This window comes from Alkalibaculum bacchi, from assembly GCF_003317055.1.
GTDB lineage: Bacteria > Bacillota > Clostridia > Eubacteriales > Alkalibacteraceae > Alkalibaculum > Alkalibaculum bacchi.
The window spans coordinates 20812-36720 of sequence record NZ_QNRX01000026.1; the positions used below are offsets into that span (position 1 = coordinate 20812).

General features: G+C 34.3%; 16 protein-coding genes and 1 pseudogene. 11 read left to right on the top strand and 6 right to left on the bottom strand.

Annotation, left to right across the window (positions count from 1 at the left end; genetic code table 11):
* The first annotated feature begins 2 nt into the window (after nt 1-2).
* From DES36_RS13805 to DES36_RS13815, 3 genes are all read left to right on the top strand, one after another.
* Complete coding sequence (locus DES36_RS13805; RefSeq protein ID WP_113921801.1) at nt 3-938, top strand: M14 family metallopeptidase; 936 nt, start codon at nt 3-5, stop codon at nt 936-938.
* A gap of 171 nt (nt 939-1109) precedes the next feature.
* The gene (locus DES36_RS13810; protein WP_170128335.1) at nt 1110-1502 is read left to right on the top strand and encodes an MATE family efflux transporter; all 393 of its coding nucleotides are present in this window, start codon (nt 1110-1112) and stop codon (nt 1500-1502) included.
* A gap of 208 nt (nt 1503-1710) precedes the next feature.
* On the top strand, nt 1711-3129 hold the full coding sequence (locus DES36_RS13815) for a L,D-transpeptidase family protein (protein WP_242981779.1): 1419 nt from the start codon (nt 1711-1713) through the stop codon (nt 3127-3129).
* Between the two features lie 133 nt (nt 3130-3262).
* Here the strand turns inward: DES36_RS13815 and DES36_RS13820 are convergent, their stop codons facing one another.
* On the bottom strand, nt 3263-4648 hold the full coding sequence (locus DES36_RS13820; RefSeq protein WP_113921803.1) for a uroporphyrinogen decarboxylase/cobalamine-independent methonine synthase family protein: 1386 nt from the start codon (nt 4646-4648) through the stop codon (nt 3263-3265).
* Nucleotides 4649-4877: 229 nt separating this feature from the next.
* Between DES36_RS13820 and DES36_RS13825 the strand changes: the two genes are divergently transcribed.
* On the top strand, nt 4878-5747 hold the full coding sequence (locus DES36_RS13825; RefSeq protein WP_113921804.1) for an MBL fold metallo-hydrolase: 870 nt from the start codon (nt 4878-4880) through the stop codon (nt 5745-5747).
* A gap of 178 nt (nt 5748-5925) precedes the next feature.
* On the opposite strand, the gene DES36_RS13830 is transcribed toward DES36_RS13825, so the two are convergent.
* Nucleotides 5926-6948 (bottom strand): polyamine aminopropyltransferase, encoded by a 1023-nt coding sequence (locus DES36_RS13830; protein ID WP_113921805.1) that lies wholly within the window; start codon nt 6946-6948, stop codon nt 5926-5928.
* Nucleotides 6949-7107: 159 nt separating this feature from the next.
* On the opposite strand from DES36_RS13830, the gene DES36_RS13835 reads away from it, so the two are divergent.
* From DES36_RS13835 to DES36_RS13845, 3 genes are all read left to right on the top strand, one after another.
* Nucleotides 7108-7314, top strand: a complete 207-nt coding sequence (locus tag DES36_RS13835) for a hypothetical protein (RefSeq protein WP_113921806.1) — start codon at nt 7108-7110, stop codon at nt 7312-7314.
* A 126-nt stretch (nt 7315-7440) separates the two neighbouring features.
* Nucleotides 7441-8241 carry a Cof-type HAD-IIB family hydrolase gene (locus DES36_RS13840; protein ID WP_113921807.1) on the top strand — a complete coding sequence of 267 codons (801 nt, stop codon included), beginning with the start codon at nt 7441-7443 and terminating at the stop codon, nt 8239-8241.
* Between the two features lie 101 nt (nt 8242-8342).
* Complete coding sequence (locus DES36_RS13845) at nt 8343-9122, top strand: ZIP family metal transporter (RefSeq protein WP_113921808.1); 780 nt, start codon at nt 8343-8345, stop codon at nt 9120-9122.
* 228 nt (nt 9123-9350) lie between these two features.
* Here DES36_RS13845 and DES36_RS13850 read toward each other — a convergent pair whose 3' ends face one another.
* Nucleotides 9351-10514, bottom strand: a complete 1164-nt coding sequence (locus tag DES36_RS13850; protein ID WP_113921809.1) for an amidohydrolase — start codon at nt 10512-10514, stop codon at nt 9351-9353.
* A 334-nt stretch (nt 10515-10848) separates the two neighbouring features.
* Here DES36_RS13850 and DES36_RS13855 point away from each other — a divergent pair, with 334 nt between their 5' ends.
* Nucleotides 10849-11832, top strand: coding sequence for a uroporphyrinogen decarboxylase family protein (locus DES36_RS13855; protein WP_113921810.1), 984 nt, complete (start codon nt 10849-10851; stop codon nt 11830-11832).
* Nucleotides 11833-12065: 233 nt separating this feature from the next.
* Here the strand turns inward: DES36_RS13855 and DES36_RS13860 are convergent, their stop codons facing one another.
* Complete coding sequence (locus DES36_RS13860) at nt 12066-12728, bottom strand: beta/alpha barrel domain-containing protein (protein WP_113921811.1); 663 nt, start codon at nt 12726-12728, stop codon at nt 12066-12068.
* Between the two features lie 210 nt (nt 12729-12938).
* The gene (locus tag DES36_RS13865) at nt 12939-13118 is read right to left on the bottom strand and encodes a hypothetical protein (RefSeq protein WP_113921812.1); all 180 of its coding nucleotides are present in this window, start codon (nt 13116-13118) and stop codon (nt 12939-12941) included.
* Between the two features lie 226 nt (nt 13119-13344).
* Between DES36_RS13865 and DES36_RS13870 the strand changes: the two genes are divergently transcribed.
* Nucleotides 13345-14934, top strand: a complete 1590-nt coding sequence (locus tag DES36_RS13870; RefSeq protein WP_113921813.1) for a multicopper oxidase family protein — start codon at nt 13345-13347, stop codon at nt 14932-14934.
* 108 nt (nt 14935-15042) lie between these two features.
* The gene (locus DES36_RS13875) at nt 15043-15249 is read left to right on the top strand and encodes a hypothetical protein (RefSeq protein WP_113921814.1); all 207 of its coding nucleotides are present in this window, start codon (nt 15043-15045) and stop codon (nt 15247-15249) included.
* A 62-nt stretch (nt 15250-15311) separates the two neighbouring features.
* Here DES36_RS13875 and DES36_RS14980 read toward each other — a convergent pair whose 3' ends face one another.
* Nucleotides 15312-15464, bottom strand: a complete 153-nt coding sequence (locus tag DES36_RS14980; RefSeq protein ID WP_170128336.1) for a hypothetical protein — start codon at nt 15462-15464, stop codon at nt 15312-15314.
* Nucleotides 15465-15754: 290 nt separating this feature from the next.
* On the opposite strand from DES36_RS14980, the pseudogene DES36_RS15220 reads away from it, so the two are divergent.
* Nucleotides 15755-15909: pseudogene (locus DES36_RS15220) on the top strand (methyltetrahydrofolate cobalamin methyltransferase); the annotation flags it as partial.

Here is a 15909-nt window from a genome sequence, read left to right on the forward strand (position 1 = left end):
CAATGATCATTTGTAATCACCAAGTGCAGCCTGGAGAGAAAAAAAGATGTGCACTGAAGGTAAGTGAGCGTATACAAATCCCCCTATGGTTAGTAGCTGGCAAGGAGCCAGGTCCCACATTAATTATAACTGCTGGTGTTCACGGCTGTGAATACGTAGGATTGTTGACTGCAAAAAAACTGTTTGAGGAGATTGACCCAGTTGGTATGCGAGGGCAAGTTGTGATTTTACCTTCGGTAAATGAGTTCGGTCTTTATCAAGGGCTGAAACAGATTGTCCCAGATGACGGAAAAAACTTGAACCGAGTATTTCCAGGTAAGGTAGATGGTACGACTAGTGAGCAAATCGCTTATGCTATTGAACATGAAATCTATCCCCATGGAGATTTTTTAATTGATCTCCACGGTGGCGACTGTAACGAAACTATGACGCCCTTAGTGTTTTTTTCTAAAGTTGCACAAGAGTGCGTAGTGGAGAAAAGTCGGCAAGCTGCGACTTTTCTCCAGGTGGATTACCGTATTCCTTCCACGGCTAAAAACGGTCTGTATAGCTATGCAGCTCAGTGCGGAATCCCTAGTATGCTCTTAGAGATCGGTGGACAAGGATTGTGGACTCAGGAACAATTAGAGCAGTGCCTGGAGAGTTTATACAGCCTCATGGGTCATCTAGATATGATGGGGAGTGGGCGTAAAAATATTAACCAGAAAGAAGCAGTGGAGGCAGTGTATGAGGACGCTGAATCGGACGGTCTCTGGTACCCTGCTGTGAGTCCGGGTCAGAGAATCACCACAGGCATGGTGTTAGGTGTCTTGGAAGACTTAGAAGGCAACGAACTTCAAAGGGTTAGAGCAAAATTTGATGGCGTGGCTTGGTATTTTGTAACAGCACTGGGAGTGCGTCGAGGGGATGATTTGATTGCTTATGGGCGCTGTCAATGATAGTATATTATGTTAAAAATCCTTAAACCGAATAATTCGGTATCTAAAAGTATCGATATGACAGAGGGAGCCATTAGCAAAAATTGGTGCACTTTATGCTTCCCTTCCTGACAGGAAGTCTAATACAACAGTTATATAACACTGTGGATCTTATTTTTGTCGGTAGGTTACTTGGCAAGGAAGCCTCTGCTACTGTTGGGCTTTGGAATTACTGTATTTCTATCAGGAACTTTAATATATTATAGCGAGGGGGTATTTAGTTTATTTCTTGTAGATGAATCCATCATCCATCTTGGCCAGTTGTTAGCAAGGAGAGCGTTTCCCTTTTATATTCTTTATGTGGTTTTGGAAGTGTTCTCATCTGCCATTCGAGGATTAGGGAAATCTTTGCAACCAGCCATAATCACAGTTGTAAACTTCTGTATAGTTCGGGTTGCGCTAGTGATTTTGTTTATGGGTAGTAATCCTACACCTGATCGAATCGTGCTGGTTTATCCCATCACTTGGGGGACAACTGCTGCATGCATGTATATTTTTTATAAGCAGATCCCTTTGAGTAAGTAACTACAGCTAATGGGTACATATAGTGAAACTTATTCAGTAGAGGCTTTCTTCATGCTCCACAGATAAACGTCCTTCATTTTATTTATTATCATAGGTTCTATATATTATACGAGATAGAATAGATTCAATTCCTTAAATAATTCTATTATAGAGTCTTAAGATGAAACCACAGACATATTATAAATAAGCGATAGTTTAACGCATTATAATGGAAGGATTAGACGGTATCGTGAGAATGGATTATAAGAGATTACCTAAAAAAAAAGTGTTCTTCAAATTAGGAATTATTTTGGCTGTAATGACAGTAATATACTTTCTGATTTCAATATACTTTACAAATCATTTTTATTATAATACGGTAATAAATGGCGTAGATGTATCATACAAGACATACGATGAAGTAATTCCTATTATTGCAGAATATATTGATCAATATCAATTGGAAATAGTTGATCGAGATGGCTATACAGAAAAAATTACTGGTAATGATATTGGTTTGTTTTTAAATAAGAAGAGCAGTATCTATCAAATCCAATACATGCAAAAACCTTATTTTTGGATTATTTCTTATATTAAGGACTGTAGATATTTTGTAGGCGATTTATTTTTATATGATGAAGAAGCTTTAAGTAGTAGAGTAGATGCATTAATTTGTTTAAATAAAGAGGTCATAGAACCTAAAAGTGTAAGTTTCGAATATTCAAATGGCTTTTATCAAGCCATTAAAGAAGTTTATGGGAACAAAATCAATAGAGACCTATTAAATCAAGTTATAATAAGAAGTATATTAAATGGAGAAAGAACATTAGATATAGATGCTAATAATTGTTACGAAAATCCAAAATATACTTTACATTCTGACAAGACAAAAGAAACCGAAGATAAGCTTAATAAATTTGTTAAATCAAAGGTAATTTATCGATTTGGCAGCAAAAATGAAATAATAGATTATAAGCTTATTCGTGAATGGCTACGTGTAAATAGGAATTTGGACATTATAATAGATGAGCAAGAGATACATAATTATTTAAAAGAATTAGCTAAAAAATATAATACTATTGGTATAAAGAGAAACTTTAAAACCTCTACAGGAAAAATAGTGGAAGTATCTGGAGGTTTGTATGGTTGGAAGATTGACTTATTCAGAGAGAAAGAGATTCTGCTAGAAGAGATTCAATCAGGAAAAGTGATAGAAAGAGAGCCTACATATGCCCAGAGGGCATTCTCTAGAGAAGATAATGATATAGGAAATACTTATGTAGAGATCAATATTACAAAACAACATTTATGGTTTTATAAAGATGGAGAACTGGTAACAGAAGGTCCAATTGTAACAGGCAATGCAAGCAGAGGATTTGACACAGATCTTGGTACATATATGCTCAATTATAAGATAACAGATGCCACTCTAAGAGGGCAAGGTTACGAATCCAAAGTAAAATACTGGATGCCTTTTTATGGAAATATAGGAATACACGATGCTAGATGGAGGCATTCTTTTGGAGGCAAGATATACAAACAAAATGGCAGTCACGGATGCGTAAATGCACCTACGTATTTGGCAAGGGCGCTATATGAAGAAATTGAACCGGGAATGCCAATTATTTGTTATGAAGAGGAAAAATAGGTGGTCAGCAAAAGCATCTTGCCACCGTTGGTGGCTAAAGGGCTCTTTTTCTTGAATATTGTTAATGGTTCATTATTCATTCTTCCCTGTTCATTGCGACGTAAGTCGCATATTTGCTGACCACCCGACTACCTTAAATCAACAAATTCATATAAGACAAGAAAATATCATTGCTCATCTTTTCAAATTTTGCTTTCGCTAAATCTGGTGTGTGGGGGTATTTTGCTTTGTGATCTTCCCAATTGAATAGGTATTTTGATTCTACTTCTGGTATTACATTGTAATCTCTTACAAAACCTTCAGAGTTTAGAGGAGTACCAAAGCTTTCTCCTGGGTTATCGTATACCATATAATCTCTTAAGAATTCATTAAGAGCCGCCCAAGTTTCGATATTGGCGTCTTTTGCTGCTAGTGGGTTTTTATCGAAGGAGAATAGATAACCTCCACCTGGCATCATAATATCTAAGAATTTTTTTGCTCTATCAATGATTTGAGCAGGAGTATCTGTTCTTAAAGAGCTAATAGGGAATAAGCCACTAAGCATGAATTTCTTGCCTAATTTGTCTTTAATGGTTTTAGGGTCTCCGTATTCAAATAAGAGCATTGAACCAGCAGGGAATTCATCGTATATAATATCAAGATAACGCATCCAATTATCTTCACAGAATATTTGTGGACGGATGCCGAGGGCTGCGTATTGTTGAAGTTGTTTCTTAAATGTAGGCATATACACTTCAATAAAATCTTTTTCTCTCATAAAGGTAGGCATATGTAAGGGAAGAAAAACGCTACCTTCAGGATGTGGGTTAGCAGGTATTCCCCATTTATAGACTAATGGAAGAACGACTTCACATGCTTCCTTTACTAGGCTTTTGTTTCTTCTTAAATCTATGCTCATGCCAGAAAAACTTCTCAATTGGTCTGCGACGAAGTCTAGAGGCGCTTCAGCACCAGAAAAAGATCCAAAAGGGCTACCGGGATAGTACTCAAATTTTTGAACTAAATTCATATAGATAGGCATAAAATCTAAGGTATTGTTGGATAAGGATGTTTTTCCCATTTCTAAAACAGTTGATCTCTTAATAGAATCATCTAGAGAAAGATTTTTATGTTGCCTAGGAATTACGGTCTCTACTAGAAAATCAAAACCGCCTTCGATTAATTGAGGATATTCTTCAGGAAACATTCCCACTACTTCTGGGTGTTGTACCTGACCACTTCTGCTCATGACAAAACTCTGAGAACCGAAGAGTTCATAAATACTAGGTGGTCTTGTACCCACAATATTAGGTGGAGCAACAGGGCAGGCATCGGAGTAGATTACTTTACAAAGATCTTCAGCAGATTTTGCTAATAAGGTAAAATCATATTGATAAGATACTGGGTCAAGGCCACCGTATTCTGCAATCATGGAATTCGGAAAAGCTGGAGCGACAGGTAAACGTTTAGGCAATTTGTTATTATAGAAGTCACTGTAAATTTGAGATCTCTCTTGAACTAAGTTCTTTTCTTCTGGCATATTCATCCTCCTTGAGTAATTGTAATATTATCTGAAATTAATAAATTATATTTTAATTATAATTAAAATATACAATAATGTCAATATATATGATATAATACGATGGGTTTATAAAATCTATTAAAATTGTCAAAAGAATGCAAAATGTACGGTAAAAATAAGCTTATTAAAAACTTGCATTATTTTTGTATTGTAATTATAAGTTACAATGTTAGGATAAGGAGTTCATATGATAAATTTAAGGGATAAAGTAATAGACGTATCTTGTGGAAAGGGAAGTTGTAATTCTACTCTAGTAATTGGAGAGGAAAAAGTAGCTTTAATAGATTGTGGTATGCCTTATTGTGCTAAAGAGCTCTTTGAAAATATAAAAAGAGTTTTAGGCGAGGAGAAGACTTTAGACTATATACTCATAAGTCATTCTCATTACGATCATATAGGTGCTATTCCATACTTAAGGCAGATATGGACAAATGTAAAAGTACTAGGAGCAAAACACGCTCAGTATGTTCTTAAAAGAGAAAATGCTTTAAAGACTATTAGAGAACTTAGCAATCAAGCAGCGCAATACTATGATGTTGAGGAAACAGTAGATTACGACGATAATTTAATGAAGGTAGATATCGTCATTTCAGAGGAAGATAAAATAGATTTAGGTGGAATAGATATTAAGGTATTAGAAACACCAGGGCACACTAAGTGTTGTTTATCTTTTCTTATAGGCGATGAAATTTTATTTGCAAGTGAAACTACAGGTGTTTTAATGCTCTCAGGGGACATCTATCCTGTTTTTATTATCAGCTATCAACAAACTATTAATTCTATTGAAAAGTGCCAAAGAACACAGCATAAATATATTATATCTCCTCATCATGGTTTTTTAGATGAAAGTGACCCAAAGAACTATTGGAAAAATTGTATAAGTGCTGTAAGAAAATCAGCTAATTTCATCTTAGAGCGATTTGCAAAAGGATATAGTGAAGACAAGATATTTGAAGAATACAAGGATGTTTACTTTAATGATGTTGTCAAATTACATCAGCCAGAAAGTGCTTTTGATGTGAATACAAAGGCAATGATCAAAGGGGTTCTTATTTAAGATGGTCAGGTGGTCAGCAAAATCAACTCGGCTTTAGGCGAGATAATATTATGAATTACATATCTCTTCGTATTTTACCAAATAAGAATAATAATGTTTTTCTTACTAAAAAGCCACCATTGGTGGCTAAAATGGTTTTGCTGACCACCTTAAAGCTGACCACCTGACCACCTAAAATTTATTGTGCCAAAATCTCTCTTAGAATTGCTCTACTATGAATTATGCTTAATAACTCCTCTTCTGTGCGGATAATGTGGTTTCTTGATTTGAAGTATCGATTGGCTTTTTTGGCGATTGCCTGGTCTAATCCTTCTAGTGAAGAAATGTATTCAGCTATGCTTTTTCCTTGGTAGAGAGTATTTAGATATGGAGTTATGATGTGTTTCACATCTGAAAGCATAGAATCTTCTACCCAGAAATCTATGTTTTCGTAGTATACTTTTTTTTCCATAAGCTTTGTGTAGTATTCTAAGCCATCTTCATTAGACTCCCAAAAATCAATGTATGCGTAGTCAAATTGATTTAAAAACTCTTCATTGTAATAATCTAGGCCATTGCCATGAATGATTTCTAATTTTTTATTTTTTGGAAACTGTGGGCGAATGTATTTTTCGAATAAATCAATGACATCCTTATTAAATTCTACGATGGTTACACTTTCTACTTCTTCTTTATTTAACCAAAGGTAGGGGAGAACACCAATTCCTAGACCCATAGTCATACACTTTCCATGACCCTTTTGTATGCCAACATTCATACTTTCTATTTCGCTAATAGCAGGAGACATCCATACTTTATCCTCACCTTCTTTTAGAACAGGTAAGTACACGTCATTTTCAAAATACCCTACAGGATGATAGTGAAAAAGGTATTTTCCTAAAGGTTTGTGAAAGTTCATGCTCATTAAAGTTCTTTTTTTAATAAGAGCTTTTTCATACCATACAGTGTCTGTTCGCACATCATCTAATTTAATGTTTTTGTAATAAGGATTATCTATAAGTTTTTTTACATCATATTTTAGATTATTGTGTGGTACATGGTACTTTTGTAATATTTTAATTAATTCTCTTTCCATTTTTGGTGTTAATGTTTTTTCTGTGTAATTGAGAATCTCATTTAGGTACTCACTTACTTCAATCATAGAAAGTATAAGATTTTTCATTGCAGTATCTAATTGAAAATTGTTTTCAAATTTTATCATTGTCTACCTCGTGTCTTGTATTATTTCATCCTATCATACCATATTTTATATGGGATTACATATATGGCTGTACTTTACTTTTCTTAAGGATCTTGAATAGGCTGTATTTAAAAGAGAGATAATAATCAAGGCTATTATAAATTTAAGGAGGAGATAATTATGAAAAAGACAAGATTATGTATAGATGGTATAGTGGATAAAGAAACTCAGGATAGAGTAATACATCAATTATATAATATGAATGGCATAAGAGAAGCGCAGCTTAGCAGTGATAAGCAAGCAATAGAAGTCATTTACGATGAGAAAACAAGTTCAGAAGAAATCAATAATCATTTACAGAATAATGGATATAAAATTTTCAAATAAGGTGATCAGGTAATACCTGACACCTTTCTCTATCAAAAATAATTAAATATGTGGAGAAAAATAGGGTATAATGATGTAATATTACATAAATTTATGGCAGCGTAGTTTGCTAGCGAGGAGAAGAATATGGACTATAAATTAATTGCAGTTGATATCGACGGGACTTTATTAAATAGTCAAGGTATATTGACTGAGAAAACGAAAAAGGCGATACAAGAAGCTGTAGATGCAGGGGTTGTTTTTGTAATATGTACTGGAAGACCTATCCAAGGTGTTAAGAGATTAAATGAAGAAATTAATAGAGATCTTCCATTTATTACATACAATGGAGCCATGGTCATAAAAGGGAAAAGTAAAGAAATCCTGTATCAACGAAGTTTACCAAAAAACCTTGCAAAAGAGGTCTATGATATAGGTTCTAAATGGAATACAACTATGATTATTTGGTCTGACAACAAATTATATGTAAATCATGAAAATGATAAAGCAAAAGAGTATAGTAAATCCATTAATACACCATATATAAAAATAGATAGCATTGATGAGATCCCAACTGAAATAACAAAAATATTATGGTATGACGAACCTGAAAAATTATCAAAACATCAAGCTGATTTTAAGGAAAAAATAGATAAAAGAATTGTTCATCATTTTTCAAGACCTTTTTATTTAGAATTTGTAGATGAAAAAGCTACAAAAGGAATTGCTATACAAAAATTATGCGAAGACTATGGTTTTGATATAGCTCAAACGATTGCAATTGGTGATGGTTACAACGATTTGTCTATGATCCAAGAAGCAGGTTTAGGCGTAGCAATGGAAAATGCACCAGATGATATCAAAAAACACGCTCAGTATATTACTACTTCTTGTGATGAAGATGGAGTTGCTAATGTAATATACAAATTTATATTAGATAAGGAATAGATGTATTGGCTCATTTTGAAGTCGACGGAAATGAATGGAAATGCTAAAATATAGATAGAATCATTCTAGAATAGAACAGAAAATTAAGTGGGAGGAATTATGTGGACAAAGCAATACTAGGAGTTTTTATTCCGCTTATAGGCACTACCCTTGGTGCAGGATGCGTGTTTTTTTTGAAAGAGCATATTCATCCCTTAGTTCAAAAGGCACTACTGGGATTTGCTTCAGGAGTAATGGTAGCTGCTTCGATTTGGTCTCTGATCATACCAGCAATTGACATGTCAGAGGGAATGGGTAAACTATCTTTTATGCCAGCAGCAGTTGGATTTGCCTTAGGAATTCTTTTTCTATTGATTATGGATCAAATCGTACCTCATTTGCATTTAGACAGCGATGAGCCTGAGGGGATGAAGAGTTCTTTTGGAAAATCCACTATGCTAATGCTTGCTGTAACTCTTCATAACATACCTGAAGGTATGGCAGTAGGTGTAATCTTTGCTGGTGCTCTATCTGCTAATAACGATATCTCATTAGCAGGAGCTCTAGTTCTTGCTATAGGCATTGCCATTCAAAATTTTCCTGAGGGAGCAATTATTTCTTTGCCATTAAAAAGCCAAGGGATGAGTAGAGGGAAATCTTTTACTTACGGTTTTTTATCAGGAGTCGTAGAGCCTATATCAGCAATACTTACATTGATGGTTACTGGTTTAATTGTACCAGTATTACCTTATCTTCTTTCCTTTGCAGCAGGTGCAATGATGTACGTAGTAGTTGAGGAGTTAATTCCAGAAGCATCTGAAGGAGGCCATTCTAATATTGGAACCATCGGTTATGCAGTGGGATTTATAATTATGATGACTCTAGATATAGCCCTAGGCTAAGTTCATTACCTTGTATGAACCATATAAAAGCAAGAGCGCCTGTAGCGTATTAGCTGCTAGCGGCCAGTCATCAATGCTAGGGTCAAGTCTTACGGGTCGAAGATTTGACCCTGTCGCTCGGGATGATCTTAGCTCTTGTTCAGTCATCTTGAGCGCAAATGAAGGATTCTGCCTGTAAAGTAATACCCTAATACTAGTGACTAATGACTAGGGATTAAAGTGCCACAGCTATTCTGCTTTATAGGCTACGACTCCATCTACTATGGTGTACACAGAATCAGTGAAAACTTCCATAGGATTTCCTGTGAATATTGCTATGTCAGCATCTTTTCCACATTCAAGACTCCCTACACGATTATCTACGCCACATATGATTGCAGGGTTAATCGTAATCGCCTTAAGACCTTCTTCTATTCCTAAACCTTTTTTAGCAGCTAAACCAGCGCAAATAGGGAGGTATTGAATTAAAGAGACAGGATGATCTGTGGCAATAGCTACCCGAACTCCTTTTTTAGCTAATACCCCAGATGTCTTAAAATCAGCGTTTTTACACTCTAATTTATTTCTTGAGGCCAAATCAGGTCCAACAATAACGTCAAAGCCACTTTTCGTTATTTCGTCAGCAATAATATGTCCTTCTGTACAATGATCTAGAGTCATATTCAAATTAAATTCTTTTGCGATTCGAATGGCAGTTTGAATATCATCACAGCGGTGAACATGAGCTTTTAGGGGGATTTTGCCTTCTAATACAGGTAACCAAGGTTCTAATTTGAACTCCTCTTCAAAATTTTCTCCACTTTCAATGGCTTTTTCTTTCTTATTTTTATAATTCATTGCACGGCAAATTTCCTCGCGGAGCATTGAGGCTATTGCCATACGGGTATTCGGAGCTTTGTCTTTGCTTCTGTATAAATTTTTGGTATTTTCTCCAAAAGATATTTTCATGGCAGCAGGAGCTTTGACTATCATATCGTCTATGTTTCGCCCATGAGTCTTAATATACGCCGATTGGCCTCCTACGATATTGGCACTGCCAGGTCCTGTCATAACCGATGTAATACCTGATTGTAGGGCATTGTGAAAAGCTGGATCTAAGGGATTGATTGCATCTATAGCTCTTAAATAAGGCGTGATAGGGGTAGATTCTTCATTACAATCATCGCCTTCAATTCCTTTCTTTTCTTCTGTAATGCCGATATGACAATGGGCATCAATTAATCCAGGCATTACCCACAAATTGGTTGCATCGATCACGATATCTTCTTCTTTTGGTGATATGGATATATTTTCACCAATCTTAACAATTTTTTCATTGTCGATGACAATGGTTCCGCAATTGTAATTCTCTTTATTCATAGTCATTATATGACCATTTATAATGTATAGCATAATACCCTCCTGTAATATCAATAATAATTTATTATTATAAGTGTTTTAGTAAAAATTTATGCTAGGTAATTGTTTTCTGAGTGTATACTCACACTAAAATAGATAATAGAATTATGCTTAAAGATAGATATAAGAAACAGAAATATTATACTGAATTTTAAATCTAATCAATATTATTATGTTATAAAATTATACTTGTATAAAAAGTCATTGACAAATTTGATAAGCATGATAAAATAAATATATCTTACAATATGAAAACGATTAATATAATTATAAAATTTATTATACAGCAAAGATATCTTTGACGTATAATATAAAAGGAGGACAATATATGTTAACCAAGAGACAGAATTTGAAAGAAGTATTAAAAGGTGGAAAACCAGATCGCTTTGTAAAGCAATACGAAGCTTTTAAACTAATAATGAACACGCCAATTACTCGTCTTAAACCACCAATAGGGGGACAAATCGTCAATGAATGGGGCGTTACGACAAGATGGCCAGAAGGTCAAATTGGTGCATTCCCAGTACACGATGAAGAACATACTCTGGTTAAAGATATTACTAAATGGAGAGATGTAGTAAAAGCACCAAATATTATTCACCCTGAAGAAGCTTGGGCTGATGCCATTGCAACTGCAAATGCTGTAGACCGTAATGAGCAATATGTAACTGTATTTGTAGCACCAGGTCTTTTCGAACACGTTCATTATCTTATGAGTATGGAAGAAGCTTTAATGGCGTATTATGAGGAACCAGAAGCAATGCATGAATTAATAGAATACATAACAGAATGGGAACTTAAGCTTGCTAAAGAGTTTATCGATCATCTACATCCAGATGCTGTTTTTCATCATGACGATTGGGGTAGCCAAATAAACTCCTTTATTTCTCCTGATATGTTTGAAGAGTTTTTTGTGCCAGCATATAAGAAAATATATGGCTATTATAAAGAAAATGGCGTTGAAGTAATCATTCACCACAGCGATAGTTATGCAGCAAATTTAGTTCCTTATATGATTGAAATGGGCATTGATATTTGGCAGGGAGTTATGAATACAAATAATATACCTGAACTTATTAAAAATTATGGTGGAAAAATCACCTTTATGGGAGGCATTCACAGTGGTCAAGTAGATTTTCCAGACTGGACACATGAAATAGTCGCTGAACATGTAGAAAAAGCTTGCCGAGAAAACGGTAAACTATACTTTATTCCATCTCATAGCGCTGGCGGAGATAATAGCTGTTTCCCTGGAGTATATGATGTGATTAATGAAGAAATTGATCGAATGAGTAAAGAAATGTTTATATAAGGTGGTTAGGTGGTAAGCAAAATCATAAAACGATGATAGTAAAATTAAAAAAGACGAAACTTAAATATAATAGGTCTCGTCTTTTTTGATTTAACTAGGAAAGTTCTACTTTTGGACTTAGCTATTATTTATGTCATCTTTATATGCAGTTGAATCTTAGACCTGTAAGACTTGACCCTAGCACTGGCGACTGGTAGCTGATCAATGATGGCTAAAGCGCCGCAGGTGCTGTCTTATTCTTGGCGATAATCATTCATCATCTTTTTGAAGATACTGCTTGTTGAAGGAGGAGTGTATGTAATGGCATTTGCTCCTGCCTCAATAGTTTTTAGAATGCTTTCATCATTAGGTCCACCAGTAGCTATAATCGGAAAGAAAGGGAATTCCTCTCGAATGCGCTTAACCACATCCGGAGTATGACTACCTGCAGAAACATTAAATATGGTAGCACCTGCTTCAATTCGTTCCTTAAAGTCGGTGTTTATAGATACAACAGTTAAAATAATAGGAATATCAATCCGATCTTTAACCATGCGAACAACTCTATTTGGTGTAGGTGCATTTAGCACCACCCCCATAGCACCCTGAAACTCAGCATCCATTGCTAGATTGACAACCCTTTTTCCTATAGTAGTGCCTCCACCTACACCGCAAAAAACGGGAACATCGGATGCTAATATAATAGAATGAGAAATAATTGGTTGAGGTGTAAAGGGGTATACGGCAATAATCGCATTAGCATTACAATTTTTTATTATAGCTACATCTGTAGTAAATAAAATAGATTTGATTCTTTTGCCAAATATTTTAATTCCACTTACTTTTGAGATGATTTCAGGTACAGTGATAATATTTTTTCTAAGATTACCCATTATTTCAGGTACATACTTTTCCATTGTAAATTTCTCCTTTAATGTACATTTGTCTTATATTATAAGTGTATAGACTATTATTAATGATATATAAATGCATTTAATTGTAACACGACTTTTTTGTTGTTTCTATATATTTTTTTAGTTTAAGTACATTAAGTTTTAATTGAGGAGATTAGAATTATGGCTTATCTTTTTCAAAATAAAAGGGAGTGGTTACACTCCCTTTTAAAACTAGCATTTGTTGTTATCAATAAAACCACCTTTAGTAAAGATGATGATTAATAATAAGAAGAAGAATAACAATAATTCGTCATTTTCTCCGAAGAAACCAATATCATCAAACAATACAACTAACAATAAGAAGAACATCAATAATGTAGAGCAATCGCAGTCATTAAATAAACCTTTCATTATAAAACCTCCTAAATTTTTATGTTTCTACTCCATATTATGGAGAGTAGTAATAATTTGTGAGAAGATTTTTTATATTTTATTAAAGAAGGATTCATAGGTTAATTATTTTAAGATTTAATAAGATAAAGAAGGAGCTCATACTAAACACAAGTTCATTACTTACAACATACTATAGTTAAAGATAAGTTATTTATCTAATCTTAGTACAAATGGATGTGATTATATGAAAGATTACTCAGATAATACAATAGAAACAAGGATAGATCCTTCAAAACCAGAAACGATACCCAAATTTGTTGACTCTCTTCCAAAACCATTGATTGCAAGACCCGCTGAAGGAAAGGAAGATTCATCTTGCAGAGAGATATTTTATAATATATCGATGAAAGAGAAAAAACACAAATTTCATCGATATTTTCCACCCACTACAATTTGGGGGTATAATGGAATGTATCCTGGACCAACTATTGAAGTAGAAAAAGACGTTCCAGTTAAAGTCAAATGGCAAAACCGTCTTCCAGATAAACATTTTTTACCAATAGATCGTACTCTTCATGGAACAATGAATACACCTGATGTTCGAACAGTAGTCCACCTTCATGGGGCAAATGTAAGTTCTCATAGCGATGGACATCCAGATGCTTGGTATACGAATAATTGTGGAAAGGTAGGCTATGCTTTTAAGAGAAAAGTATATGAATATACGAATCACCAACCTGCAGCAACTATGTGGTATCACGATCATGCAGTTGGTATTACTAGGTTAAATGTATACGCTGGTTTAGCCGGATTTTATCTTATTCGGGATGAACTTGAAAAGAGACTCAATCTACCATGTGGAGATTATGAAATACCTTTGCTTATCCAAGACAAGACATTTAATCCTGATGGATCTCTCCACTATCCTGATAATGCCACACCAGAAGTACCTGCTCCGATACCATCTACGCCATCATTTTTCTTTGGAAATACCATTGTTGTAAATGGAAAGCTCTGGCCGTATTTAAAAGTAGAACCTCGTAAGTATCGATTTAGAATGCTAAATGGTTCAAATACTCGAGCTTACAATCTTCAACTAGATAATGGAGCTGTTTTCCACCAGATTGGAACGGACTTAGGGCTGCTACAACACCCAGTGACAATAGAATCTTTCGCTTTTGAGCCAGCTGAAAGAATGGATTTGATTATTGACTTTTCGAAATACAAAGGTAAGGAAATAACCTTAATCAATACCAATCCGGGAGCTAGTGGCTCACCGCATACAGATGTTATAATGAAATTTATTGTAGGATATGAATGTGAATCAAAGGATAGAAGTGAAATTCCACATGAATTATATCCTTATCATCACCTAGATGCAGCAAGAGCTACTAAAGAAAGGACAATGACCTTAGCTTCTAAACCTGATCCTCATTATGAGGGTAGAGTACTACATCTATTGAATGATAGCATGTGGAGTGATCCATGTACAGAAATTGTAAAGAAAGACAGTGTTGAAATATGGCATATTCGTAATACTTTTTTTGTTCCACATCCTATTCATGTCCATCTAGTGAATTTTGAAATACTAGGAAGAAAAACTGTAACGGATAAAGACTTTGATAGGGATGGAAATTATATTTTTAAGCCCGAAACTCTCGAGAAACCGTTACCTTTTGAAACAGGTTTAAAAGACGTAGTTCGAACAGAGCCAAATCAAGTAACGTCCATCATAATGCATTTTAAGGAACATGTTGGAGATTATGTTTGGCATTGTCATATATTAGAACATGAAGATAACGATATGATGAGACCATTAAAAGTTATTGAATAAGAAAAGTACTTTAATATCATTAAATAATGGTCAAAGAAATATCAAATAAAGGGATATACATCTACGTATATCCCTTTATTGCTAAGATAAAAGGAGAGTTTTTATCTCTTGGAAGTACGTAAGAAGGATATCATATTGCTTTTTCCAGCAAAACTTCTTTTATTGAAATTAGATTATGTATATAAAATAGTAAGAATGCCATACAATAATATCGTATGGCTAGACGCAGACATGCCATATTTATCTTATATGAGATTATTAAATCTAGTAGTCAATAGGCAGTATTTGTTTGCAGGAATGATGCTTAGGGTATAAAAAGACTACGAGGAACTCATTTATAGAACTTCTCGCAGTTTTGCTGTATTTCTTTTCCGATATTATTTGGTGAATAATATGACTAATAATAAGAAGAAGAACAGTAAAGTTTCATTGTCGTCACCAAACATACCAATGCCATCAAATAAAACTACTAATAATAAGAAGAACATTAGTAATGTTGAGCCATCGCATTCTTCAAAAAAACAACTCATAGGAGAACCTCCTTACATTCATATTTGTAATTTATACTATGTAAGGTGATCCGATTTGTGACTTTTCGATTTATAAATATGAAAATACGGTATGGTTTACTAATTAAATCGTTGTCAAGGATTTATAAATTCGTAAAGGTGAAAAAAATTAGCAATTCATAATTGACATAAAGTTTAGCTTAGTGTAAAATTAATTTGAACTAAAATTGATGGTAGATTTAACCTTGAAAAGGTTATCATCTCATCTTTGGTAAAGTTAATACAATGTTAATATAGGAGGTTGAGTAGTAATGATTATTATTGGTGAAAAAATCAACGGATCCATCCCATCCGTAGCAAAAGCGATTGCTGAAAAGGATGCAGACTTTATTCGCAATTTAGCAAAAGCACAAACAGAAGCAGGTGCAACTTATATAGATGTTTGTGCATCTGTAGAAGATAGCAT